The organism is Paraburkholderia sp. JHI869 (assembly GCF_038900775.1).
Lineage (GTDB): Bacteria > Pseudomonadota > Gammaproteobacteria > Burkholderiales > Burkholderiaceae > Paraburkholderia.
This window is the reverse complement of record NZ_JAYMSC010000003.1, coordinates 388,356-410,620: the sequence shown is the minus strand read 5'-3', so window position 1 is coordinate 410,620 and position 22,265 is coordinate 388,356. Positions and strand designations below refer to the sequence as shown.

The 22,265-nt window shown below is 63.9% G+C and carries 23 protein-coding genes; 9 read left to right on the top strand and 14 right to left on the bottom strand.

Features of this window, described 5'->3' with window-relative positions; genetic code table 11:
* Positions 1-86 precede the first annotated feature (86 nt).
* The gene (locus tag VSR72_RS08270; RefSeq protein ID WP_342951899.1) at positions 87-890 is read left to right on the top strand and encodes a 3-hydroxybutyrate dehydrogenase; all 804 of its coding nucleotides are present in this window, start codon (positions 87-89) and stop codon (positions 888-890) included.
* Between the two features lie 29 nt (positions 891-919).
* Positions 920-2,185: a patatin-like phospholipase family protein gene (locus VSR72_RS08265; RefSeq protein WP_342951898.1), complete on the top strand. Its 1,266-nt coding sequence runs from the start codon at positions 920-922 to the stop codon at positions 2,183-2,185.
* 102 nt (positions 2,186-2,287) lie between these two features.
* Here VSR72_RS08265 and VSR72_RS08260 read toward each other — a convergent pair whose 3' ends face one another.
* A complete protein-coding gene (locus tag VSR72_RS08260; RefSeq protein WP_342951897.1) occupies positions 2,288-3,487 on the bottom strand; it encodes an amino acid aminotransferase in 1,200 nt (399 codons plus the stop codon).
* A 324-nt stretch (positions 3,488-3,811) separates the two neighbouring features.
* Here VSR72_RS08260 and uvrB point away from each other — a divergent pair, with 324 nt between their 5' ends.
* The 6 genes from uvrB (at position 3,812) to VSR72_RS08230 (ending at position 9,953) form a co-directional block, all read left to right on the top strand.
* Positions 3,812-5,893 (top strand): excinuclease ABC subunit UvrB, encoded by a 2,082-nt coding sequence (uvrB, locus tag VSR72_RS08255; protein WP_342951896.1) that lies wholly within the window; start codon positions 3,812-3,814, stop codon positions 5,891-5,893.
* A 225-nt stretch (positions 5,894-6,118) separates the two neighbouring features.
* Entirely contained in the window at positions 6,119-6,667 is a 549-nt protein-coding gene (locus tag VSR72_RS08250) for an iron transporter (protein WP_342951895.1), read from the top strand.
* Between the two features lie 91 nt (positions 6,668-6,758).
* On the top strand, positions 6,759-7,103 hold the full coding sequence (locus VSR72_RS08245) for a cupredoxin domain-containing protein (RefSeq protein ID WP_342952042.1): 345 nt from the start codon (positions 6,759-6,761) through the stop codon (positions 7,101-7,103).
* A 39-nt stretch (positions 7,104-7,142) separates the two neighbouring features.
* Positions 7,143-7,988: an FTR1 family protein gene (locus VSR72_RS08240; protein ID WP_342951894.1), complete on the top strand. Its 846-nt coding sequence runs from the start codon at positions 7,143-7,145 to the stop codon at positions 7,986-7,988.
* A gap of 20 nt (positions 7,989-8,008) precedes the next feature.
* Positions 8,009-9,412: a 4Fe-4S binding protein gene (locus VSR72_RS08235; RefSeq protein ID WP_342952041.1), complete on the top strand. Its 1,404-nt coding sequence runs from the start codon at positions 8,009-8,011 to the stop codon at positions 9,410-9,412.
* 133 nt (positions 9,413-9,545) lie between these two features.
* Positions 9,546-9,953, top strand: a complete 408-nt coding sequence (locus VSR72_RS08230) for a heme-binding protein (RefSeq protein WP_342951893.1) — start codon at positions 9,546-9,548, stop codon at positions 9,951-9,953.
* A gap of 279 nt (positions 9,954-10,232) precedes the next feature.
* Here the strand turns inward: VSR72_RS08230 and VSR72_RS08225 are convergent, their stop codons facing one another.
* From VSR72_RS08225 to VSR72_RS08210, 4 genes are all read right to left on the bottom strand, one after another.
* Positions 10,233-10,496: a hemin uptake protein HemP gene (locus VSR72_RS08225; RefSeq protein WP_342951892.1), complete on the bottom strand. Its 264-nt coding sequence runs from the start codon at positions 10,494-10,496 to the stop codon at positions 10,233-10,235.
* Between the two features lie 178 nt (positions 10,497-10,674).
* The gene (locus VSR72_RS08220; RefSeq protein ID WP_342951891.1) at positions 10,675-11,160 is read right to left on the bottom strand and encodes an SRPBCC family protein; all 486 of its coding nucleotides are present in this window, start codon (positions 11,158-11,160) and stop codon (positions 10,675-10,677) included.
* 38 nt (positions 11,161-11,198) lie between these two features.
* Entirely contained in the window at positions 11,199-11,597 is a 399-nt protein-coding gene (locus tag VSR72_RS08215) for an OsmC family protein (RefSeq protein WP_133183539.1), read from the bottom strand.
* Between the two features lie 137 nt (positions 11,598-11,734).
* Entirely contained in the window at positions 11,735-12,616 is an 882-nt protein-coding gene (locus VSR72_RS08210; protein ID WP_342951890.1) for a pirin family protein, read from the bottom strand.
* Between the two features lie 121 nt (positions 12,617-12,737).
* Between VSR72_RS08210 and VSR72_RS08205 the strand changes: the two genes are divergently transcribed.
* Positions 12,738-13,778 carry a LysR family transcriptional regulator gene (locus VSR72_RS08205; RefSeq protein ID WP_342951889.1) on the top strand — a complete coding sequence of 347 codons (1,041 nt, stop codon included), beginning with the start codon at positions 12,738-12,740 and terminating at the stop codon, positions 13,776-13,778.
* A 420-nt stretch (positions 13,779-14,198) separates the two neighbouring features.
* Here the strand turns inward: VSR72_RS08205 and VSR72_RS08200 are convergent, their stop codons facing one another.
* The 9 genes from VSR72_RS08200 to VSR72_RS08160 form a co-directional block, all read right to left on the bottom strand.
* Complete coding sequence (locus VSR72_RS08200; RefSeq protein WP_028208423.1) at positions 14,199-14,618, bottom strand: biopolymer transporter ExbD; 420 nt, start codon at positions 14,616-14,618, stop codon at positions 14,199-14,201.
* 18 nt (positions 14,619-14,636) lie between these two features.
* Positions 14,637-15,383, bottom strand: a complete 747-nt coding sequence (locus VSR72_RS08195) for a MotA/TolQ/ExbB proton channel family protein (RefSeq protein WP_342951888.1) — start codon at positions 15,381-15,383, stop codon at positions 14,637-14,639.
* 47 nt (positions 15,384-15,430) lie between these two features.
* The gene (locus VSR72_RS08190; RefSeq protein WP_342951887.1) at positions 15,431-16,162 is read right to left on the bottom strand and encodes an energy transducer TonB; all 732 of its coding nucleotides are present in this window, start codon (positions 16,160-16,162) and stop codon (positions 15,431-15,433) included.
* Positions 16,163-16,450: 288 nt separating this feature from the next.
* The gene (locus VSR72_RS08185) at positions 16,451-16,699 is read right to left on the bottom strand and encodes a (2Fe-2S)-binding protein (protein ID WP_342952040.1); all 249 of its coding nucleotides are present in this window, start codon (positions 16,697-16,699) and stop codon (positions 16,451-16,453) included.
* A gap of 366 nt (positions 16,700-17,065) precedes the next feature.
* Positions 17,066-17,932: a glutamate racemase gene (murI, locus tag VSR72_RS08180; protein WP_342952039.1), complete on the bottom strand. Its 867-nt coding sequence runs from the start codon at positions 17,930-17,932 to the stop codon at positions 17,066-17,068.
* 64 nt (positions 17,933-17,996) lie between these two features.
* Entirely contained in the window at positions 17,997-18,476 is a 480-nt protein-coding gene (gene bfr, locus VSR72_RS08175; protein WP_342951886.1) for a bacterioferritin, read from the bottom strand.
* A 200-nt stretch (positions 18,477-18,676) separates the two neighbouring features.
* On the bottom strand, positions 18,677-20,200 hold the full coding sequence (locus VSR72_RS08170) for a fumarate hydratase (RefSeq protein ID WP_116611074.1): 1,524 nt from the start codon (positions 20,198-20,200) through the stop codon (positions 18,677-18,679).
* Between the two features lie 53 nt (positions 20,201-20,253).
* Positions 20,254-20,898 carry a TIGR00645 family protein gene (locus tag VSR72_RS08165; protein WP_158758135.1) on the bottom strand — a complete coding sequence of 215 codons (645 nt, stop codon included), beginning with the start codon at positions 20,896-20,898 and terminating at the stop codon, positions 20,254-20,256.
* A gap of 174 nt (positions 20,899-21,072) precedes the next feature.
* Entirely contained in the window at positions 21,073-21,969 is an 897-nt protein-coding gene (locus VSR72_RS08160; protein WP_342951885.1) for a DMT family transporter, read from the bottom strand.
* Between the last annotated feature and the right edge of the window lie 296 nt (positions 21,970-22,265).

Below are 22,265 nucleotides of genomic sequence, written 5' to 3'. Positions count from 1 at the left end.
GCCGGATGGCATAAGCCATTCGTCAGGTTTGACGGCGCGCCCCCCGAGGTTTCATCCTGTCCCGTTCACTCACCTGGAGGTGCCCGATGTCGTCTCTCTCACTGAACACGAAACTCGATGGCAAGGTCGCAGTCGTTACCGGCGCGGCCAGCGGCATTGGCAAGCAAATCGCGCTCACGCTCGCGCAGGCGGGCGCCGCGGTCGCCATCGCCGACCTGAACCAGAGCGGCGCGGACGCCGTGGCCGAAGAGATCAAGGGCGCGGGCGGCAAGGCCATCGGCGTCGCCATGGACGTCACCAATGAAGACGCCGTGAACCAGGGTATCGATCGCGTCGCGTCCGAACTCGGCCCGGTCGATATCCTCATCTCGAACGCGGGCATCCAGATCGTGAACCCGATCGAGAACTACGCGTTCTCCGACTGGAAGAAGATGCAGGCCATTCACGTGGACGGCGCGTTCCTCACCACCAAGGCGGTGCTCCAGCACATGTACAAGGACGACCGCGGCGGCGTGGTCATCTACATGGGCTCGGTGCACTCGCACGAAGCGTCGCCGCTCAAGTCGGCCTACGTCGCGGCCAAGCACGCACTGCTCGGTCTCGCGCGCGTACTTGCCAAGGAAGGCGGCAAGCACAATGTGCGCTCGCACGTGGTGTGTCCGGGTTTCGTGCGCACGCCGCTCGTGGAAAAGCAGATTCCCGAGCAGGCCAAGGAACTCGGCATCTCCGAGGAAGAAGTGGTCAAGCGCGTGATGCTCGGCGGCACGGTGGACGGCATTTTCACGACCGTCGAGGACGTCGCGCAAACGGTGCTGTTTCTCTCGGCGTTCCCGAGCGCTGCGTTCACGGGCCAGTCCTTCGTGGTGAGCCACGGCTGGTTCATGCAATAACGCACGCATCGAGCGGAGGAGGCGCGGCAATGGCGCAACGTAAGAAGGGGCAGGTAGAGGCGAGCGCGGTCGCCGACGAGGTCGGCGTGCATACCGGCGCGCATGCCGGCGAGGCAGCGCGCCCGCATGTTTCCCAGTGCGGCGCGGAAGCGAAAGAGTGGGAAACCATCGCGCTTACGCTGCAGGGGGGCGGTGCGCTCGGCGCGTATCAGGCGGGCGTGTACGAAGGGCTCGTGGAGGCCGGCATTGCGCCCAACTGGATTGCGGGCATTTCGATCGGTGCGCTCAATACCGCCATCATCGCGGGCAATGCGCCTGAGCATCGCGTGGCGCGTTTGCGCGAGTTCTGGGAAACCATCTGCCAGCCCGCTTACAGTTTCCCGTTGCCGCCCTTCGTCGAGCATGCGCTCTTCAATTCGAATGCCGCCGTGCGCAAGACCTTTACGGCCATGCAGGCGGCAGGTGCGATCGTGGAAGGGCAGAAGGGCTTCTTCGTGCCGCGCTTTCCGCCGCCGCTGCCGCATGGATCGGGTTCGCCCGAAAAGGCCAGCTACTACGACACGAAGCCGCTCAAGGCCACGCTGGAGCGCTTGTGCGACTTCGATCGCATCAACTCGGGTGAAACGCGGGTGTTGGTGGGCGCGGTCAATGTGGGCAGCGGCAACTTCTGCTATTTCGACAACAAGACCACGACGTTGCGTCCCGAGCATTTCATCGCCTCGGGCGCGCTGCCGCCGGGCTTTGCCGCGGTCGAGATCGACGGCGAGTACTACTGGGACGGCGGCCTGATGTCGAACACGCCGCTCTATGAAGTGATCCAGACCACGCCGCGGCGCGACACGCTTGCGTTCCAGGTCGATCTCTGGAGCGCGCGCGGGCCGGTGCCCGACAACCTCATCGACGTGCAGGGCCGGGTGAAGGACATTCAGTATTCGAGCCGCACGCGTCTCGTGACCGACATCCTGCAGCGCTCGCAGCGTTACCGGCATGTGCTGCGCGAGGTTCTCGATCGCGTCGCGCCCGAGCATCGCAATGACCCGTGGGTCGCGCTGGCAGATGAACTCTCGTGCTCGAAGAAGTACAACGTGATCCACCTCATCTACCGGCAGAAGGAATACGAGGGGCACTTCAAGGACTACCAGTTCGGCCTCTCGACCATGCACGAGCATTGGGCGAGTGGCTTGCAGGACATCCGCGCCTCGCTCGCGCAGCCTGGCTGGCTCGACAAGCCGGACAACGACTCGGGCTTCGTCACGCACGATATCCACCGCGACATGCGCGGCCACGGCAGCTGAGTTTTCCGCCTGGTTCGCCAAAGAAAAAGGCGTCCGTTCGATAGAACGGACGCCTTTTTTATCCGTCAGCGCGCCGCCTTGCAGCGGCGCTGACAAACGAACTTACTTCAGCACTTGTGCAACAGCGCTAGCCACGGCATCGAGGTTGCGCGTGTTCAGCGCGGCCACGCAGATACGGCCCGTGCTCACGGCGTAGATACCGAACTCTTCGCGCAGGCGATCGACTTGCGCAGCGGTCAGGCCCGAGTACGAGAACATGCCGCGCTGCACGTTGATGAAGTTGAAGTCGCGGTCCACGCCGGCTGCCGTAAGGCGCTCGACGAGGCCCGTGCGCATGGCGCGAATGCGGTTGCGCATTTCGCCGAGTTCCGCTTCCCACATGGCGCGCAGGTCGGACGAGCCGAGCACGGCTGCGACCACCGAGCCGCCATGCGTCGGCGGGTTCGAGTAGTTGGTGCGGATCACGCGCTTGAGTTGCGAGAGCACGCGCGACGATTCTTCCTTGCTGCTCGTGAGGATCGACAGCGCGCCCACGCGCTCGCCATACAGCGAGAACGACTTCGAGAACGACGACGACACGAACACGTTGAGTTCCGAAGCGGCGAAGAGGCGCACGACTTCGCCGTCCTCGGCGATGCCGTCGCCAAAGCCTTGATACGCGATGTCGAGGAACGGCACGAGGTTACGCGCCTTCACGACTTCGATGATCTGCTTCCATTGGTCGACCGTGAGGTCCACGCCCGTCGGGTTGTGGCAGCACGCGTGCAGCACGATGACGGTGCCGGCGGCGTAGCCGTTCAGCGCGGAGAGCATGCCTTCGAAGTTCACGCCGTTGGTCTGCGCGTCGTAGTACGGATACGCGATGACTTCAAAGCCTGCGCTTTCGAACAGGGCGCGGTGGTTTTCCCAGCTCGGGTCGCTGATCGCGACCTTGGCGTTCGGGTTCACGCGCTTGAGGAAGTCGGCGCCGATCTTCAGTGCACCCGTGCCGCCCAGCGCCTGCGCCGTGACGACACGGCCCGCGGCGATCAGCGGCGAGTCGTCGCCGAGCAGCAGCTTTTGCACGGCGGCGTCATAGGCGGCGAGACCTTCGATCGGCAGATAGCCGCGCGGCAGACCGGCTTCCACGCGCGCCTTTTCGGCTTCGCGCACCGCGCGCAGCAGCGGAATCTTGCCTTCTTCGTTGGTGTACACGCCCACGCCGAGGTTCACCTTGGTCGCGCGCGCATCGGCGTTATAGGCTTCGTTCAGACCCAGGATCGGGTCGCGGGGGGCGAGTTCGACAGCGGAAAAGAGGGACATGATCGTTCGGCAAAAGTGAAGGAAGATCGGTTGGGCCACGTGCTGCACCGGCCACGGAACTCGCTATTGTAACGAATCCTCAAGCCGGTTTTCCGCGGAATTGCCATTCTCCGCGCCGCTTTCAGGGCTATTTCCGGCACGAATGGACGATTTCTGGCGCGTGGCCGCGCAGCGCTCGCCGCCCGCCAACCTTTGCCGCGGCGCGGCGCCCTTGCAGCGCCGCCACGCGCACCCATCTAGCACAGAACCCCTCCCAGGCTCGCCCGACGGCCAGATCCGGCGAGACGCTAGAATAGTTGTTTGCTCCGCGCACAGGATGCCCCCATGTCCGACCACACCGTCGCCGACGCGCACGCGCTCGACGAGTCGAAATTCGTCCAGTACGAAGGCTCGCCGTTCGAGCTCTACCAGCCGTACCTGCCGGCCGGCGACCAGCCTACAGCCATCGAAACGCTCGTGGAAGGCGTGGAAGACGGCCTCTCGTTCCAGACGCTGCTCGGCGTGACGGGCTCGGGCAAGACGTACACGATGGCGAACACCATCGCGCGTCTCGGCCGCCCGGCCATCGTCTTCGCGCCGAACAAGACGCTCGCGGCGCAGCTCTACGCCGAGTTCCGCGAGTTCTTTCCGCGCAACGCCGTCGAGTACTTCGTCTCGTACTACGACTACTACCAGCCGGAAGCCTATGTGCCGCAGCGCGATCTCTTCATCGAGAAGGATTCGTCGATCAACGAGCACATCGAGCAGATGCGGCTTTCGGCCACCAAGAGCCTGATGGAGCGGCGCGATGTGGTGATCGTCGCGACCGTTTCGGCGATCTACGGTATCGGCAACCCGTCCGAGTACCACCAGATGATTCTCACGCTGCGCCACGGCGACAAGCTCGGCCAGCGCGACGTCATCGCGCGCCTGATCGCCATGCAATACACGCGCAACGAGCAGGACTTTCAGCGCGGCACCTTCCGCGTGCGCGGCGACACCATCGACATTTTCCCGGCCGAACACGCCGAGATGGCGGTGCGCGTGGAACTGTTCGACGACGAAGTGGAAACGCTGCAGCTCTTCGATCCGCTCACGGGCCGCGTGCGCCAGAAGATTCCGCGCTTTACGGTCTATCCGTCGTCGCATTACGTCACGCCGCGCGAAACCGTGCTGCGCGCCGTCGAAACCATCAAGTCCGAATTGCGCGATCGCCTCGAGTTCTTCCATACGGAAGGCAAGCTCGTGGAGGCGCAGCGCCTCGAGCAGCGCACGCGCTTCGATCTGGAAATGCTCCAGGAGCTGGGCTTCTGCAAGGGCATCGAGAACTACTCGCGGCACTTTTCGGGCGCGCTGCCCGGCGAGCCGCCACCCACGCTCGTCGATTACCTGCCGACCGACGCGATGATGTTCCTCGACGAATCGCACGTGCTGATCGGCCAGTTCAACGGCATGTACAACGGCGACCGTGCGCGCAAGGAAAATCTCGTCGATTACGGCTTCCGTCTGCCTTCGGCGCTCGATAACCGGCCGCTCAAGTTCAACGAGTTCGAGCGCAAGATGCGCCAGGTGGTGTTCGTCTCGGCCACGCCCGCCGACTACGAGAAGAAGGTGACGGGCCAGATCGCGGAACAGGTCGTGCGGCCCACGGGCCTCGTCGACCCGGTGATCGAGGTGCGTCCGGCCTCGACGCAGGTGGACGACGTGCTCGGCGAGATCAACGAGCGCGTGGCCGTGGGCGAGCGCGTGCTCGTCACCACGCTCACCAAGCGCATGGCCGAGCAGCTCACCGAGTTCCTGGCCGACCACGGCGTGAAGGTGCGCTATCTGCACAGCGACATCGACACGGTCGAGCGCGTCGAGATCATCCGCGACTTGCGCCTGGGCACGTTCGACGTGCTCGTGGGCATCAACCTGCTGCGCGAAGGCCTCGACATTCCCGAGGTGTCGCTCGTGGCGATTCTCGACGCCGACAAGGAAGGGTTCCTGCGCGCCGAGCGCTCGCTCATTCAGACCATCGGCCGCGCCGCGCGTAACGTGAACGGCAAGGCGATCCTCTACGGCGACCGCATCACCGACTCGATGCGCAGGGCCATCGACGAAACGGAGCGCCGGCGCGCCAAGCAGATGCACTTCAACGAGGAGCACGGCATCGTGCCGCGCGGCGTCGTGAAGCGCATCAAGGACATCATCGACGGCGTCTACAACGTCGATGAAGCCCGCGCCGAGTTGCGCGAGGAGCAGGAGCGCGCGAAGTTCGAGGACATGTCGGAGAAGCAGATCGCGAAGGAAATCAAGAAGCTCGAGAAGCAGATGATGGATTACGCGAAGAACCTCGAATTCGAGAAGGCCGCGCAGGCGCGCGACCAACTCGCCGTGCTGCGCCAGCGCGTGTTCGGGGCGAACGTGGGCGACCACCCGATCTGACGGATTTCCTGTCGCCCGAAAGGGCGCCGCAAGGCGCCCTAAGACTGTGTTAACAATGCGCTGCTAAAACCCTGTTCCACTGAGGCTTTTCGTGGCGCTGAATTTGTCCCTCATCTGCATCAGTGTTAAACTTCGGCATTATTGAGAATTGTTCGCATTAACTTTTTTATGTGCATGCGGCAGGCTCAGTGGGATGTAACCCTCATATAAAAACCAGGAGTTTCGATGCGGATTCACTCTCTCTTGCGCGGCACTGCCGTCATCGCGGCCGCCACAGCGGCATTTTCGGCCCATGCGGCTGAATACCCGATCGGCAAGCAGGCTATCCAGGGCGGCATGGAAATCGGCGCGGTCTATCTGCAGCCGATCACGATGGAGCCGGAAGGCATGATGCGCAAGGCATCGGATTCCGATATTCACCTCGAGTCGGACATCCACGCGGTCAAGAACAACCCGACCGGCTTCGCTGAAGGCGACTGGATGCCGTATCTGCAGGTTCACTACGAACTCACGAAGCCGGGTTCGAGCTACGTGCAAAAGGGCGACCTGATGCCGATGGTCGCGAACGACGGCCCGCACTACGGCGACAACGTGAAACTGGCCGGTCCCGGCAAATACCACCTCAAGCTGATCGTCGAAGCGCCGATGCAGACGGGCCACATGGCGTTCGGCCGTCACGTCGACAAGGAAACGGGCGTGGGCCCGTGGTTCAAGCCGGTCACGCTGGAATACGATTTCCCGTTCGCGGGTATCGGCAAGAAGGGCGGTTACTAAGTAATCGCGAGGCAGTTCGAGCGGCGGCGCGCATCTCGTGCAGCGCCGCCGCGTGAATGGCAGCAAGGAGCAGGTAAAACCCATGACTGGAATGCGGAAGTTTGTGGCGCTCGCGCTCAGCGCGTCTTTTGCGGTGTCGCTGGCGGGCGTGGCCGCGGTGGCGCACGCCGAAGATCTGCCCACGTTCAAGCTCGAAATGAGCGACGGCAAGCTCAACCCCGCGCGCATCGAAGTGCCGGCGGGCAAGCGCATCAAAATCGAGGTGCGCAATACGGGCAAGGGCGCAGCGGAGTTCGAAAGCGTTCAGCTGCGCAAGGAGAAGGTGCTCGCGCCGGGCGCGGACTCGTTCGTCGTGATCGCGCCGCTCGATCCGGGCGAGTACAAGTTCTTCGACGATTTCCATCAGCAGGCGCAGGGCGTGATTGTCGCGAAGTGAAGGCCGCTGGCGCGCGTCGCCAGTAGCAGGAGGTGTTGAATGGGTCAGGTGATGTTCATCGTATGGCGGGAGAGCGTCGAGGCGCTGCTCGTCGTCGGGATTCTTTATGCGTGGCTGAAAAACGGCGACGCGGATGCGCGGCGCGGCGTGCCGTACCTGTGGGGCGGCGTGGCGATCGGCATTCTTGCCGCGATCGGCCTCGGCGCGGCGCTGGTCGGCTTCACCGAAGTGCTGTCGGGCGACGCGCAGGACTATTTCCAGACCGGCATGGTGCTGGTGGCGTGCGTGCTGATCGTGCAGATGGTGCTGTGGATGAAGCAGCACGGCCGAACGCTCAAGCGCGAGATGGAAGAGTCGCTGGAAAAGAGCACGCGCGACGCGAACTGGTGGGGCGTGACGATTCTCGTCGCGCTCGCCATCGCACGTGAAGGCAGCGAGACGGTGATCTTCCTCTACGGCCTCGGCTTCGGCCAGTCGGGCCACGTGGACGCGAGCCAGTACTTCGCCGTGCTGATCGGCCTCGGCCTCGCGTTCCTCACGTTCTACATCCTCCAGCTCGGCGGCAAGTACTTCTCGTGGCGGCACTTCTTCCGCGTCACCGAGATCCTGCTGCTGTTCCTCGGCGCGGGCCTGTTCCAGACCGGCGTGGACAAGCTGATCGACAAGGAAATCCTGCCGACCATCGTTGACCAGGTGTGGAACTCTTCGGCGATCCTCGACGACTCGAGCACCTTCGGCTCGCTCGTCGCGACGCTCACGGGCTACCGTGCGCATCCGGCGCTCATGAACCTGATTGCCTACGCCGTGTACTGGCTCGTGGTGTGGTTCCTCGTGAAGCGCGCCACCGGCCGCACCGGCGCGGTTGCGAAGAGGAAGGCAGCATGAGTTGTGCATCCCAGCGCCCGATGCAGGCAACGGGGCGCCCCGGCAAGCTCGCCCAGGCGGGCCAGTGGATGCAACGTCACGGCGCGGCGATCCGCGCCGTGCAGTGGGTCGTCGTCGCCGTCTACGCGTTCCTGATTCTCGTGCCGGCGGCGATGCCGTTGCCCGGCGATACGGCGCACCTGTGGAACAACCTCACGCTCGCGGCGCAGTTCGTGTTCTGGGGCATCTGGTGGCCGTTCGTACTGCTTTCGATGGTGATGCTCGGCCGCGTGTGGTGCGGCGTGCTCTGCCCCGAAGGCGCGCTCACCGAGTTCGCCAGCAAGTTCGGCCGCGGCCGCGCGATTCCGCACTGGATGCGCTGGGGCGGCTGGCCTTTCGTGGCCTTTGGCCTCACCACGATCTACGGCCAGATGGTGAGCGTCTACCAGTACCCCAAGGCGGTGCTGCTCGTGCTGGGCGGCTCGACGCTCGGCGCAATGGTGATCGGCTTTCTGTACGGGCGCGAGAAGCGCGTCTGGTGCAAGTATCTCTGCCCCGTGAACGGGGTTTTTGCGCTTCTGGCGCGTCTCGCGCCGTTCCGCTACAAGGTCGACGAAGACGCCTGGCGCAATTCCTATACGCACGGCGAGCACGGCGGGCATCGCGTGATTCCCGTGAACTGCGCGCCGCTCGTGCCGTTGCGCAACATGAAGGGCGCCGCGCAGTGCCACATGTGCGGACGCTGCAGCGGCCACCGCGACGCGATCGAACTCTCGTGGCGCTCGCCCGCGGAAGAAGTGGTGGAACTCGGCGACAGCCAGGCGAACCCGTGGGACACCGCATTGATTCTCTACGGCCTGCTCGGCGTGGCGATCGGTGCGTTCCACTGGACCGGCTCGCCGTGGTTCATCGGCATCAAGCAGTGGCTCGCGGGCTGGCTCATCGACCGCGACATTACCTGGCCGCTCGACACCAACGCGCCGTGGTTCCTGCTCACGCATTACCCCGAGCAGAACGACGTGTTCTCGTGGCTCGACGGCACGATGATCGTTGGCTATATCATCGCGACGGCGCTCGTTTATGGCACGGCGCTGCTCGTAATCCTCGCGGGCTCGACGGCCGTGCTCGGGCGCTTCCAGATGCGGCGCCTGCATCATTTCGCGCAGTCGTTGATACCGCTCGCGGGCGCGGGCGTGTTCCTCGGCCTTTCGGCCACGACGCTTTCGCTCCTGCGCGCCGAACACGTGCCGCTCGACTGGGCCGCCGAGGTGCGCATTGCGATTCTCGTCATCACGAACCTCTGGAGCGCCTGGCTCGCGTGGCGCGTGACGGGGCGCTACAGTTCGCGGTTCTGGCAGCGCGCGCTCGCATTCGCGGGCTTCGCGCTCGCGCTAGCCGTGGTCGACAGCGCGTGGTGGCTCATGTTCTGGGGCTGGGTGCGCTGAGAGTTTTTTTCATCTGCCGCTGATATAGGCGGCATACGAGGCGTTAGCCGTCGCGGCACAAGTCTGGGTGTTACTCTAAAAAACCGGGTTGGCTATTTCGCCAAACCCGGTTTTTGACTTTTCGGAGAGACGCATGCGAACGCGAGCAGTACTGACCGATGAAGACGTGATCCGGGTAGCCGAGGCAGCCGTTGCGCACGCCCGAGCGAATGAATGGAACGTGACGATCGCGATCGTCGACGATGGCGGCCATCTGCTGCATCTACGCCGCCTCGACAGCGCTTCGCCCATCACCGCGGAGATCGCCGTGTCCAAGGCCCGCACGGCGTCGCTGGGCCGCCGCGAAAGCAAGGTCTACGAGGACGTGATCAAGCAGGGCCGCACGGCGTTCCTGAGTGCGCCGCTCACCGGCATGCTGGAAGGCGGCGTGCCCGTGATCGTGAACGGCGACGTGATTGGCGCGGTAGGCGTGTCGGGCGTGAAGTCCGATCAGGACGCCGCCATTGCGCGCGCTGGCATAGCGGCGCTCGGAGTGGAGTAGGCGCATCCATCGTCGCGCTTGAGGGCGCCAGAAAAAACATAAGCCGCGGATTTTTATTCCGCGGCTTGTGCCTCGGGCGGCTCACGCTTCGCGCGCTGCCCCAATCTGGTATGAGAACAAAAAAATGGCTTGGCTTGCTTCGACGGCCGGCTTGAAGCTTGAAGGATGTCTGCACGAAGGGGTCTAGATCTCGCGTGCAAGCCGTCGTAGCTGGCTAATGCCCCAACGCCTCTCGGTGGAGGCGGTCCCCACAATACCCGGTTGAAACCTTGCGGCTTCCTATTTCGTCAGGATCAGCTTGCCGAGCCGGGTGGCCCGCAACTGATACGTCTCGCCGTTGTGCATGATGCTCACATGGCTGCGGCCTTGCAGCAGCGCCGCGCTATCCAGCTTGCGCTCGTCGCTGGCCGGAGCGGGAGCCGGTTCGGCGCTCTTGCGCGGCATCGGCCGTTCGACGGCGGCAGGTTTCGGCCGCGCGCTGGTCAATGCCGAGCTGCCGTTGCGGCGCAAGCTTAGCGTGGAGGTGCGGTTCAGTTCGGTCATGAACGTGACGTCTTTGTCTCGATTCGATGGAATGATTCTAAATGATAATCGTTCCCATTTTCAACTACACGATATTCATCGAAATCGAATGTCGATAGCCTGAACCGAAAGAGGCGCTGCGCGGTGAATCGGCGTTTGCCGTCCCGCCTTTCGGCGGGCCGACAAACGCCGGGGGCTTTCAGTGCAGCGCGTTCGGCGCGCTGCCGTCGCCCTGCACGAACTGGCGGATGAGACGCACGGTGTCGATATCCGACTCGCGATACGCCGACTTCACGATCTCCGAAGTCTGGCGATCGTCCTCGGTATCGGCGGTCGGCAGCGTCGTACGGTACTCGAAGCGCAGAAAGAGCTGCAGCGGATCGGGCTGCTCGATCGTCATCGTGAGCGAGCCGCCCACGTACTCGGCTGTTGCCGAGATGTCGTAGCGCACGCTCTCGTTGGGCGTGAGCGTGACGCGGTCGCGCACCGTGGCGTGGCCGTAGTGCAGCTCGCGCTCCATCGTGCTCTCGGTGCGCGAGAGGATCGTGCAGCTGTCGAGCCCGATCACGAAAAGCTGCGGCTGCTCGGCGCGCAGCACGAGCCCTTCCCAGAGCTGCTCGCGCGTCATGGCCTCGACGAGCGGGTTCAGCGGATCGTTGATTTGGATGAGGTGTTCGAAATTCAAGGCGGCGCTTTCCTGTGTCTATGTCCGTGCGACGGCGCTTACGCGACGACGAGACCCGTGCGGATCGTAATCGTGTTGGTGAGGACCTTATGGACCGGGCAGGCGTTGGCGATCTGCAGCAGGCGCTCGCGCTGCTCTTCGGTGAGCGCGCCTTCGAGCACGATCTGGCGGTCGATCTTCGTACCTTCGCTGCCGGTTTCCATCGTGAGCTTCACGCGTACGCCTTCGAGCGGCCACTCCTTGCGCTGCGCGTACATCTTCAGCGTGATGGAGGTGCAGGCGCCAAGGCTCGAGAGCAAGAGCGAGAAGGGCGACGGTCCGCGGTCGCCGCCGCCTAGCGAGGCGGGTTCGTCGGCGATCCAGGTGTGAGTGCCGTCGTCGAACTGGACCTGATAGTTCGTCGAGCCAATGTGTGCGGTGACTGCGGGTTCGGCCATGCGCTCCTCGCGGGCGGGACGGTTAAAGAGGGACGGGCGCGCGCTCTGCGATGCGCGCCCCGGAACGCTTATTGTGACGGAAAGCGGGCGGGCCTGTGGCGATGCGTCGGCGTAAGCGCCACGGGCGCGTCGCGGTTTCAGTGCGCAATGTGCCCCATGCGCCCGGCCTGATAGTCGAGCACGGCCTGACGGATTTCCTGCTCCGTGTTCATCACGAACGGGCCGTAGCGCACTACGGGCTCGTTAAGCGGCACGCCGCCGATCAGCAGCACCTCGAGCGGTGCGCTCGCGTCAGCCGGGGCGGCGAGCGTGACGGTGTCGCCGTCGCTCGCGAAGGTCACCATCTGCTGGGCGTCGATTGCTTGCGCTTGCGGCCCATAAAGCCCCGTGCCCGAGAGACCGTAAGCAAACACGCGATACTCGCTCGGCACCGGCTGCTCCACGCGCGCGCCGGGCGCGAGCGTGAAGTGCTGGTAGAGGATGGGCGTGCGCGTCTCGATCGCGGCCTTCGCGCCCAGCGCCTCGCCGGCGATCACCTTTACCGTCACTTTGCCGTCCTTCGAGCGGCCCACCGGAATCTGCTCCGTGGGCAGTTCCTGGTAGCGCGGCGCCATCATCTTGTCGCGCGCGGGCAGGTTCACCCAGAGTTGCAGACCATGCATGCGGCCGCCCGTGCGCGTGAATTCGGGGTCGGGCATTTCGCTGTGGATCACACCCGCGCCGGCCGTCATCCATTGCACGTCGCCGGCACGCAGCGTGCCCGAATGGCCCGCCGAGTCCTTGTGGCCGAAGCGGCCTTCGACCATATACGTGACCGTTTCGAAGCCGCGGTGCGGGTGGTCGGGCGCGCCCTTGGCTTCGCCCGGCGCGTAGTCGGTCGGGCCCATTTCGTCGAGCAGCAGGAACGGATCGAAGTCCATCAGCTGCCGGGTCGGGAACGGCCGATGGACGATGAATCCGCCACCCTCGGTGGTGCGAACCGCGGGATAAACGCGTTCGATCGTGCGGGTCGTGGTCATGGATATCACCTCGTTTTGGGGGAATTGCGTTATTTGCGAAACAAACCGCTATTATAGGTAGCCAATTTGGCCTGTTTTACGGCCTCAACGCAATGGATTGTCCCATCGCTGGAACGACGACATGAAAATCGATTCGCATAACCTGAACGACCTGATGTACTTCTCGCAGGTGATCGAGCACGGCGGTTTTTCCGCTGCCGAACGCGTGCTCGGCATCTCGAAGTCACGTCTGTCGCGGCGGGTGAGCGAACTCGAGGCGTCGCTCGGCGTGCGTCTGTTGCAGCGCTCCACACGCAAGCTCGCGCTGACCGAAGCGGGAGAGCTGTTCTATGAACATTGCCGCGCAATGCTCGCCGAAGCGCAGGCCGCGGTGAACGTCGTTCAGTCGCTGCGCTCGTCGCCGCGCGGCACGGTGCGCGTGAGCGTGCCGGTCACGCTTTCGCAGACCATCTTTTCGCAGATCATTCCGGAATTCATGCATCGCTATCCCGAGGTGCGGGTGGTGATGCGCGTGACGAACCGCGTGATCGACCTGTTCGAAGATTCCGTGGATATCGCGCTACGCGTGCGCTCGGAGCCGCCGCAAAATGCCAATATCGTGGTGCGGCCGCTGTGGCGCACCGAGCAGATGCTGGTGGGCGCGCCGAGCCTGCTCGCGCAGAACGCGCCGCCGCTCACGCCCGAGGAGCTCTCGCGTTTCGAAACGCTCGATACGCCCACGGGCGACGGGCGCCACGTGTTCCAGCTCATCGCGCCCGATGGCACGCGCCACTCGCACGAACACGAGCCGCGCCTCATCACCGCGGACCTCACGACGATTCGCGAAGCCGCGTTGGAAGGTCTCGGCATCGCCGCGCTGCCGGAGATGATGTATGGCGCCGCGCTGCGCACGGGCAAACTTTCGCCGGTGATGCCGGGCTGGACACTGCCGGTGCCCCAGCTCTATGCGGTATTTCTCTCGCGCCAGGGCATGGTTCCGGCCGTACGCGCTTTCGTCGATTACCTCGTTGAAGTGCTCGATGCCGACAAAGGCTTGCAGCAGGAATGTCCGCTGAGAAGCGACATCGCAGCGCTTGCAGTGAACGGAGAAGGGCAGAGCGCAGCGGGTGCAAAGGTTGGGCTGCCGCGCACAAAGAACGCTAGCAAGATCGAAACTGCATGAAGCTTTGCGAACGTGCACGCGCGTGCGCTTGTATGAAGCTTGGGTCTCCTGCTTAGTGCATTTGTGCGCAACGTATTGCGCCATTTGTTTTTAGGCATTCAAGCGTGGCCAGCCATCGCTACATTCAATGGGCTAACTCTTGAAGGCTCGCCGCGAGAGGAATATATTGAAGTCCTTCTCGCCAAGCACCGGTCTTGAGCGGGAATTGATGGCCGCTATCATAGTGGGCCTTCAGGGCCGAAAGCGCAGTCCGTGTTGCCCACGGCAGTCGCATGTGCCGGTGTGAACCGATCGATTGTCGGGGAGTCGCCGCCACCGCCCGAATGCGCCGCGTGCGCACGAAAAAAGGCCTTCATCTGACGATGAAGGCCTTTTACTTTGTATGGCTGAATTAAGCGCGCTGCGCGCTCAGTGATGTACTTAGTGATGCGCCGGATCGGTAACGAAGCCAAGCTTCGTGAGACCGCCGCTTTGCGCGGCCGACATCACCTGGGCCACGCGTTCGTATTGCACCTTGCGGTCCGCGTTCAGATGCAGTTCCGGTTGCGGCGTGGTTTGCGCCGCGGCTGCGATCTTCTGGTTCAGCGCCGCGTCGTCCACTTGCGTGCCGTCCCACAGCACGGTGCCGTCCGCTTCGATCGAGATGTTGATCTGCGCGGGCTTCGCGTCTTCCTTCTGGCTGCTCGCGTGCGGCAGGTCGATCTTCACGGCGTGACGGATCACTGGGATCGTCACCATGAAAACGATCAGGAGAACCAACATGACGTCGACGAGCGGCGTCATGTTGATTTCGTTCATCAGGCCATCGTCGTCGTCGCTGGCAAAGGGGCTCATCGCCATGATGCTTGCCTCCGCTCTTTAATGGCTGCGCGCAGCGACACGCAGGTTGCTCGTGTTGCCTTCCTTCGCCTGGCCCTTAGCCGTCGACGAAAGGCGCGCGCCCGTCACGAAGAAGGCGTGCAGGCCGTGCGCGAAGCGGTTGAGCTTCGTGACGATCGCCTTGTTCGCGCGGGTGAGGGCGTTGTAGCCGAGCACGGCGGGAATCGCGACGAACAGGCCGAAGGCGGTCATGATGAGCGCTTCGCCAACGGGGCCGGCCACGGCGTCGATCGAGGTTTGACCCGTCGCGCCAATCGTAAGCAGTGCGTGATAGATGCCCCACACCGTGCCGAACAGACCGACGAACGGCGCCGTGCTGCCGATCGAGGCGAGAATGGCGAGGCCGCTTTGCATCTTCGCGACGGACTCATCCATCGTGTCCTTCAGGCAGCGCGTGACCCAGTCCGACACGTCCATGCGGTCGTGCAGATGCGGCTGCGTCTGATGATGGTGATCGGCGGCTTCCTGGCCCGAGAGTGCGAGCGCGAGGAACGGGTTGTCTTCGCGCGAGCCGCTGCCGAGCTTCTTCACGCCGTCTGCGAGATCGTCCGAGTGCCAGAACTGCTGCTCGGCGTTCTTCGTGAGGCGCTTCAGGCGCGCGACATTCCAGCCCTTCACGACGATCACGCACCACGAGAGCACCGACATGATCAACAACGCGAGCGCGATGCCGCGTGTCACGAAATCCCCTTGCGCCCAGACGTGGGCGATACCGTAGTTCTGCATTCTTAGTCCTCGTTATTCAATTCATGAAAGCGTGTGGCTTCAGCCGGTCAATCGTGCAGGCTGAAGTCGAATGGTTGCGTGTAGGCCGCGCGCACGGCTTCGCCGTTTTCCAGGTACGGCTTGCAGGAGCTTTGGCGCATCGCGTCGAGCGCGGCGTCGTCGAGGCGGGTTGAGCCGCTCGTCTTCTTCAGCTCGATGTTCTCGATCTTGCCCGTGAGGCCCACGACGAAGTGCACGTACGCCGTACCCGTTTCGCCGCGCCGGCGCGAGAGCGTCGGGTACTCGGGCTGCACGATGCGGCAGTCGAGGTGCGAAACGTTCTTCGGCGCCGAGAGTGCCATAGTCGGCTTGGCGTCGGTGGCCGCGGCGGCTTGCGGTGCTGGCGCGGGCGGCGTCGGAGCCGGCGGCGTGGGCTCGGCGGGCGCGGCCGACTCGATCGCGTGTTGCGAGGGCGCTTCGGCCACGGGCAGCGGAGTTGGCTTGGGCTTGGGCTGAACCTTCGGCTTTTCGCGCGTCACGTGCGGGACCGGCTTCGGGGGCGGCGGCGTGGGCGTCGACTGAATCGCAGCGGGGGCGGCGACCGGCTCGGGCTTGAGCAGTTCGGCCGTCATTGTCTGCGACTGGAGTGCGAGGGGCGTCACGGGTTCGCGCTTCATCAGCACGACGCCGATGAGCGCGGCATGCAGCGCGACCACGATCGCGCTCGCGGTGACGACCCGACGATTGACGCGAACGGAGGGAGGCGACAGCGTGCCAGCGGTGGTTTGGAAAGCCTGCATATTTAGCGTGGCTGCCATGCGGACGACGGCGCGCAGGCGAACCGGCGCGTCGTGTCGGGCAGCTTTATTTGCGAAAGATCAACAGCGAGATGCACAACGTCGTTACGAATCCGAGCAGCAATTCCATCACGACCTCCTTTGAGGGTCACGAGCGGTAGCTGGCTGGTCGGTAGACGGGCTTGCTGTCGGCGGCGATTTGATGTCCGCAGCACGTGGCGCGCAAGGCGCCTCTGCTTAAGCGGGCGGACGGGGCGGGCGCGCATCGGTGGCCGGATGCGCGCCATGGCTTCAGGCAGCCTTGCGCTCGTAAAACGTGAGCGGAACCGCATGGGGGGCGACGGCGGGGGCGTGCGGCACACCGCAGCGGCTCGCGCAGACACCGCTTTGCGCCATCACGTCGCGAACGGATTCTTCGCACTTGCCGCAGCAGGTGGCGACGCCGAGCTCGAATTGCAGCTCGTCGAAAGAATCCATGCCTTCCTCGATGGAGGCGCGGATCGTCCGGTCGGAGACGGATTTGCAAACGCAGACAATCATGATGGAGCGCAATAGTCAGAGTTAATGCGAATTATTATCATTATGTTTGCTGGGTTTGGCAAGCGGGTAGACGGATTTTTTGTAACAAAACCGGATGCTTAGCAGGGGTTTTGCTTTACGTCAGGAAACGGCGAGGCGGGGCGGGATGGTCGCCAAGGCGTTTGGCGGGCCGGCTAGCGGTTAGCCGTGGCGCGAGTGGCCGCAGCATGGCGGATTGCTGCTGGAGCCTTTGAGCGGCCTTCTGGCAGGAGCCAGACTGGGCGAGGGAGATGAACCAGGTGTGCTGAAACAGGGTTGAAACGTGAACGCCGGAGCGGGTCTCGGCTCCCAAACCCGCAATCGCGCGCGAAACGTGGCGCGCACGCGTCAGGCCGCGTTCGCTTCCAGTTCCCGCGTGCGTCGCGAGGGAATGGCCACGCGCTCGACATTGGCGTCGAGGCCGAGCAGCGCGCCCGCCAGTTCGTGCAAATGCGCGCCGTCGCTCGTCGAACAGAAGCGGATGTCGTCGGCACCCGCGCCGGCAGGCTCGCCGCTCGCGCGCAGGCCGTGCTGGTCGAGCACGCGCTCGAGCTGCCGTGCGATGGCGACGCTCGTGTCGACAAGCGTCATGCGTTCGCCGACGATCGAGCGGATCGCGGTATCGAGAAACGGGTAGTGCGTGCAGCCGAGCACGAGCGTGTCGGCGCCCGCGTCGAGCATGGGTTCGACGTACGCGCGCAGCAGCGCGAGCAATTCCGGCGAACCGATGTCGCAGCGCTCCACTGCCTCCACCAGGCCATGACCCGGCTGGCACAGCACGCGCAGGTCGGCTGCGTGGCGTTCCACGAGCGCCTGAAAGCGCGCGCTGCGCAGCGTGACCTGGGTGGCGAGGACGCCGGCCACGCGCGACTTCGAAACCAGCGCCGCTGGTTTGATCCCGGGCTCCACCCCGATGAGCGGGATGGAGAGCCGCTCGCGCACGAGGGCGATGGACTGCGCCGTGGCCGTGTTGCAGGCCACCACCAGCGCCTTCGCCCCCTGCGCGACGAGCCATTCGCAGATCGCGAGCGTGCGGTCGGCGATGAAGTCGTCGTCGCGCTGGCCGTACGGCGCGTAGCGCGAGTCGGCGGCATAGACGATCCGCTCGGCGGGCAGCAGCGCGCGCACGGCGCGCAGCACCGAAAGGCCGCCGAGACCGGAGTCGAAGATGCCGATGGGCAGAGCGCTGGAAGAGGCCGGAAGGTTCACGGAGATGGGCGCAAATGGGTTGGGGCGCACCCGCAAGGCGGACGGACGCGCGCCGCCGCGAGGCGTGCGATCAGGATTCTACCGAACCCATGGCCGACTGCTGGTAATTCTGGATGCCGATCTTGCCGATGAGGTCGATCTGCGTTTCGAGCCAGTCGATGTGCTCTTCGGTGTCTTCGAGAATCGTCACGAAAATCTCGCGCGAAACGAAGTCGCGAACCGATTCGCAATAAACAATGGCTTCCTTGCAGGTGGACTGCGAGATTTGCTCGAGCTTCAAATCGCACTCGAGAACTTCCTTGGTTTCCTCGCCAATCAGCAGCTTATGCAGATCCTGGAGGTTCGGCAGACCGTCGAGCATGAAAATACGTTCGATGAGCATATCGGCATGCTTCATTTCGCCGATCGATTCGTCATATTCGTGCTTGCCGAGTTTCTCGAGGCCCCAATGCTTGTACATGCGGGCATGCAGGAAATACTGATTGATAGCCGTGAGCTCGTTCTTGAGCTGCGCGTTCAGATATTCGATGACCTTCTTGTCGCCTTGCATAGTCTTTCCTTTCTTTGTGGGGCGGTGACTGGTTTCCAACAATAAACGCTCAATACACAAAAGCCAAGGCCGAATCTACGTTGAATTGCGGTAAATATCGGCGATTTACTGAGTGCTGAGAATTAATCTCAGTACGCTTTGCGTGGAGCAAAAAAAACCGGGGCGCGCGGCCCCGGTTTTTATCAGGCATCAGCTATGCATCAAACCGTGGCGACCGGAATCTTGCCGATCTTTGCCTGCCATTCGGCGGGGCCGGTCTTGTGGACCGAGGTGCCCGACGAATCGACCGCGACCGTCACCGGCATGTCCTGCACGTCGAACTCGTAGATGGCTTCCATGCCGAGGTCTTCGAATGCGAGGACCTTCGAGCCGCGGATCGCCTTCGAAACGAGGTAAGCCGCGCCGCCCACTGCCATCAGGTAAGCCGCCTTGTGCTTCTTGATCGCCTCGATCGCGACCGGGCCGCGCTCGGCCTTGCCGACCATCGAGATGAGGCCCGTTTGCGAGAGCATCAGCTCCGTGAACTTGTCCATGCGCGTGGCCGTGGTGGGGCCTGCCGGGCCGACCACTTCGTCGCGAACCGGATCGACCGGGCCGACGTAGTAGATCACGCGGTTCTTGAAGTCCACCGGCAGCTTCTCGCCCTTGGCGAGCATGTCGGCGATGCGCTTGTGCGCCGCGTCGCGGCCCGTGAGCATCTTGCCCGAGAGCAGCAGCGTCTGGCCCGGCTTCCACGAAGCGACTTCTTCCGGCGTGAGCGTGTTGAGGTCAACGCGCTTGCTCGTTTCCGTATTCGGTTCCCAGTTGACCTTCGGCCATGCGTCGAGCGAGGGCGCTTCGAGCTTGGCCGGGCCCGAGCCGTCGAGCACGAAGTGCGCGTGGCGAGTGGCGGCGCAGTTCGGGATCATCGCGACGGGCTTCGAAGCCGCGTGCGTGGCCGTAGCCATGATCTTCACGTCGAGCACGGTGGCGAGACCGCCGAGACCCTGCGCGCCGATACCGAGCGCGTTGACCTTCTCGTGCAGTTCGACACGCAGTTCTTCGATCCAGTCCTTCGGACCGCGCTTGATGATGTCCTGAATGTCGATGGACTCCATCAGCGATTCCTTCGCCATCAGCATCGCCTTTTCAGCGGTGCCGCCGATGCCGATGCCGAGCATGCCCGGCGGGCACCAGCCCGCGCCCATCGTCGGGACGGTCTTGAGCACCCAGTCGACGATCGAGTCGGACGGGTTGAGCATCACGAACTTCGACTTGTTCTCCGAGCCGCCGCCCTTGGCTGCGACCTGCACGTCGACTTTGTCGCCCGGCACGATCTCGTAGTGGATCACGGCCGGCGTGTTGTCCTTCGTGTTCTTGCGGCCGCCTTCGGGCGGGTTCACGATCGAGGCGCGCAGCACGTTGTCCGGGTTCAGGTAACCGCGGCGCACGCCTTCGTTGATCATGTCGGTCACGCCCATCGTGGCGCCGTCCCAACGCACGTCCATGCCGACCTTCACGAAGATCGTGACGATGCCGGTGTCCTGGCAGATCGGGCGCTTGCCTTCTGCGCACATGCGGCTGTTCGTGAGGATCTGCGCAATGGCGTCCTTCGCGGCCGGGCTCTCTTCGAGCTCGTACGCGCGGCCGAGCGCCTCGATGTAGTCCTGCGGATGGTAGTAGCTGATGTATTGCAGCGAATCCGCAATGCTCTGGATGAGGTCTTCCTGTTTGATGACGGTCATGGCTAGCTTCTGTGGGGACGGGTGTTTTGAATAGTGTGTGCCGCTTGTCTCTTTCAATCGGACTCGGCGTGCTCGGGAACCGCCTGACGCGCAGCGGCATGCCCGCCCGGCACCGGATGGCGCGCGGCGAGCTCCTGATAGTGTTCGGGGTGCGTATGCGTGGTGATGCGGTCGATCCACGCCATCACGAGCGCGGAGACGAGGAACGCCACGTGGATGATCACCTGCCACATCACCGTATGCGCCGAAGCGGCGTCGGGATTGATGAAGGTCTTGAGCAGGTGGATCGACGAAATGCTGATGAGCGCCATGGCGAGCTTCACCTTGAGCACGCCGGCGTTCACGTGGTCGAGCCATTCGGGCTCGTCGGGGTGTCCCTCGAGATTCAGGCGCGAGACGAAGGTCTCGTAGCCGCCCACTATCACCATGATGAGCAGGTTCGAGATCATCACCACGTCGATCAGGCCGAGCACAGCCAGCATGATGCTGGTTTCGTCGAGCGTGGTGGCGTGGCTCACGAGGTGCCAGACCTCTTTGAGGAACAGCACGCAATACACGGCTTGCGCGACGATCAGACCCAGATAGAGCGGCACCTGCAGCCAGCGGCTCATGAAGATGATGCTGGGCAGCGGACGCATGCGGCGACGGGCTTTACCCGGTGCGGCGGCGGAAGGCGGCTGGGGGCGTGCGGCGGACATGGGCAATCACGGTCGAATTCGGGCGGGGCCGCCTAGGCGAGACCGTCTGGTTGGGGCCAGAAGGCGCTCGCGAGGGGCCAGGCGGGCGCTATTGTACAGCGTCGCAGGAAGGGCTCGCCGGGATTCCGGCAGCGCCGCCCGCGCGCCGATACTTTCAGGTCGATTACAGGTCGTTCACGAAGGAACCGGCGGCAGGCGCTTCGCCTTGAGGCTCGCGAGCCCGATGCCGGCCACCACGCAGGCGAGCGCAATGCCGTGCGCGGGCGTGGGGCGCTCGCCGAGAAACGCGATGCCGTAGATGGCGGCCGCCACCGGCAGCACCGCCGTGAACACGCCGGCGATGCTGCCAGGCACGTGGCGAATGCCCATCATCCAGAGACAGAACGAGATCACGCTCGCCGAAAGCCCGTACCAGAGCGCGAGCCACCAGACGCCCGCGGGCACGCTCGCGAAATCGAACGACAGAGCGCCAGGCAGCCCAACTGGCAGCATCAGCAGAAAGCCGAACAGGTGGGTGTATGCGCAAATGTCGAGCGGCGCGAGCGTCTGCGTAAGACGGCGCGAAAGAATCACATAGAGCGATTCGCAGCACACCGCGCCGAGCACCATCAGATTGCCGACGAACGAGCTTGCGCCCGTGTCGCCGCCGCCGCCCACGTGCGCGAGATTGATGACGGCGATGCCCGCAATGGCGAGCCCGATGGAAGCGAGCGCGCGGGCGTCGGGGCGCTCGCGCAGGAAGAACCACGAGAAAAGCGCGACTACGGCAGGAATCGTGCACGTGATGACGCCGGCCGCGACCGCGCTCGTGCGATGCACGCCGCCGAGCATGAGCAGCGTAAACCCGAATGTTCCAAAGAGGGCCTGGAGGAACAGATTGACCCATTCGCCGCGCTTTACGTGTTGCATTTTGGAGCGGCGCAGAAGCGGGCCGAGCACCGCGAGGGCGATCACGAAGCGCAAGAGCGCGAAGAGCGGAACGGGAATGAAGGCGACGATCGACTTGCCGATGCCAACGTTGCTGCCCACGAGCAGCATCGAGGCGACGAGAAAAAAGGAATAACGATTCAAGCTGGAATCCGGGTGCGCAGTTCAGTTAGCATTCTAAATGTCTGCTTACTTGCGTGCCATGGCGCGCGACTTGCAATGCCTGCATGCGCGCGCGTAAGTGGCCGGTAAGTTGCTACGCTTAATCTTGCTGGCATGGGTGGTTTGCGAAGATCGTTTTGCCGCACGTTCGTGCTGCGAATCTCGCGCCCTCATGCATGCTGCGATGCCACAATGGCGGCTTGCAGCGCAAGCCAATAGTGCCGCGCCCGCATGCGGGCGGCGGCGCACGGAGACGGCGCGCACGGGCATTGAAGATG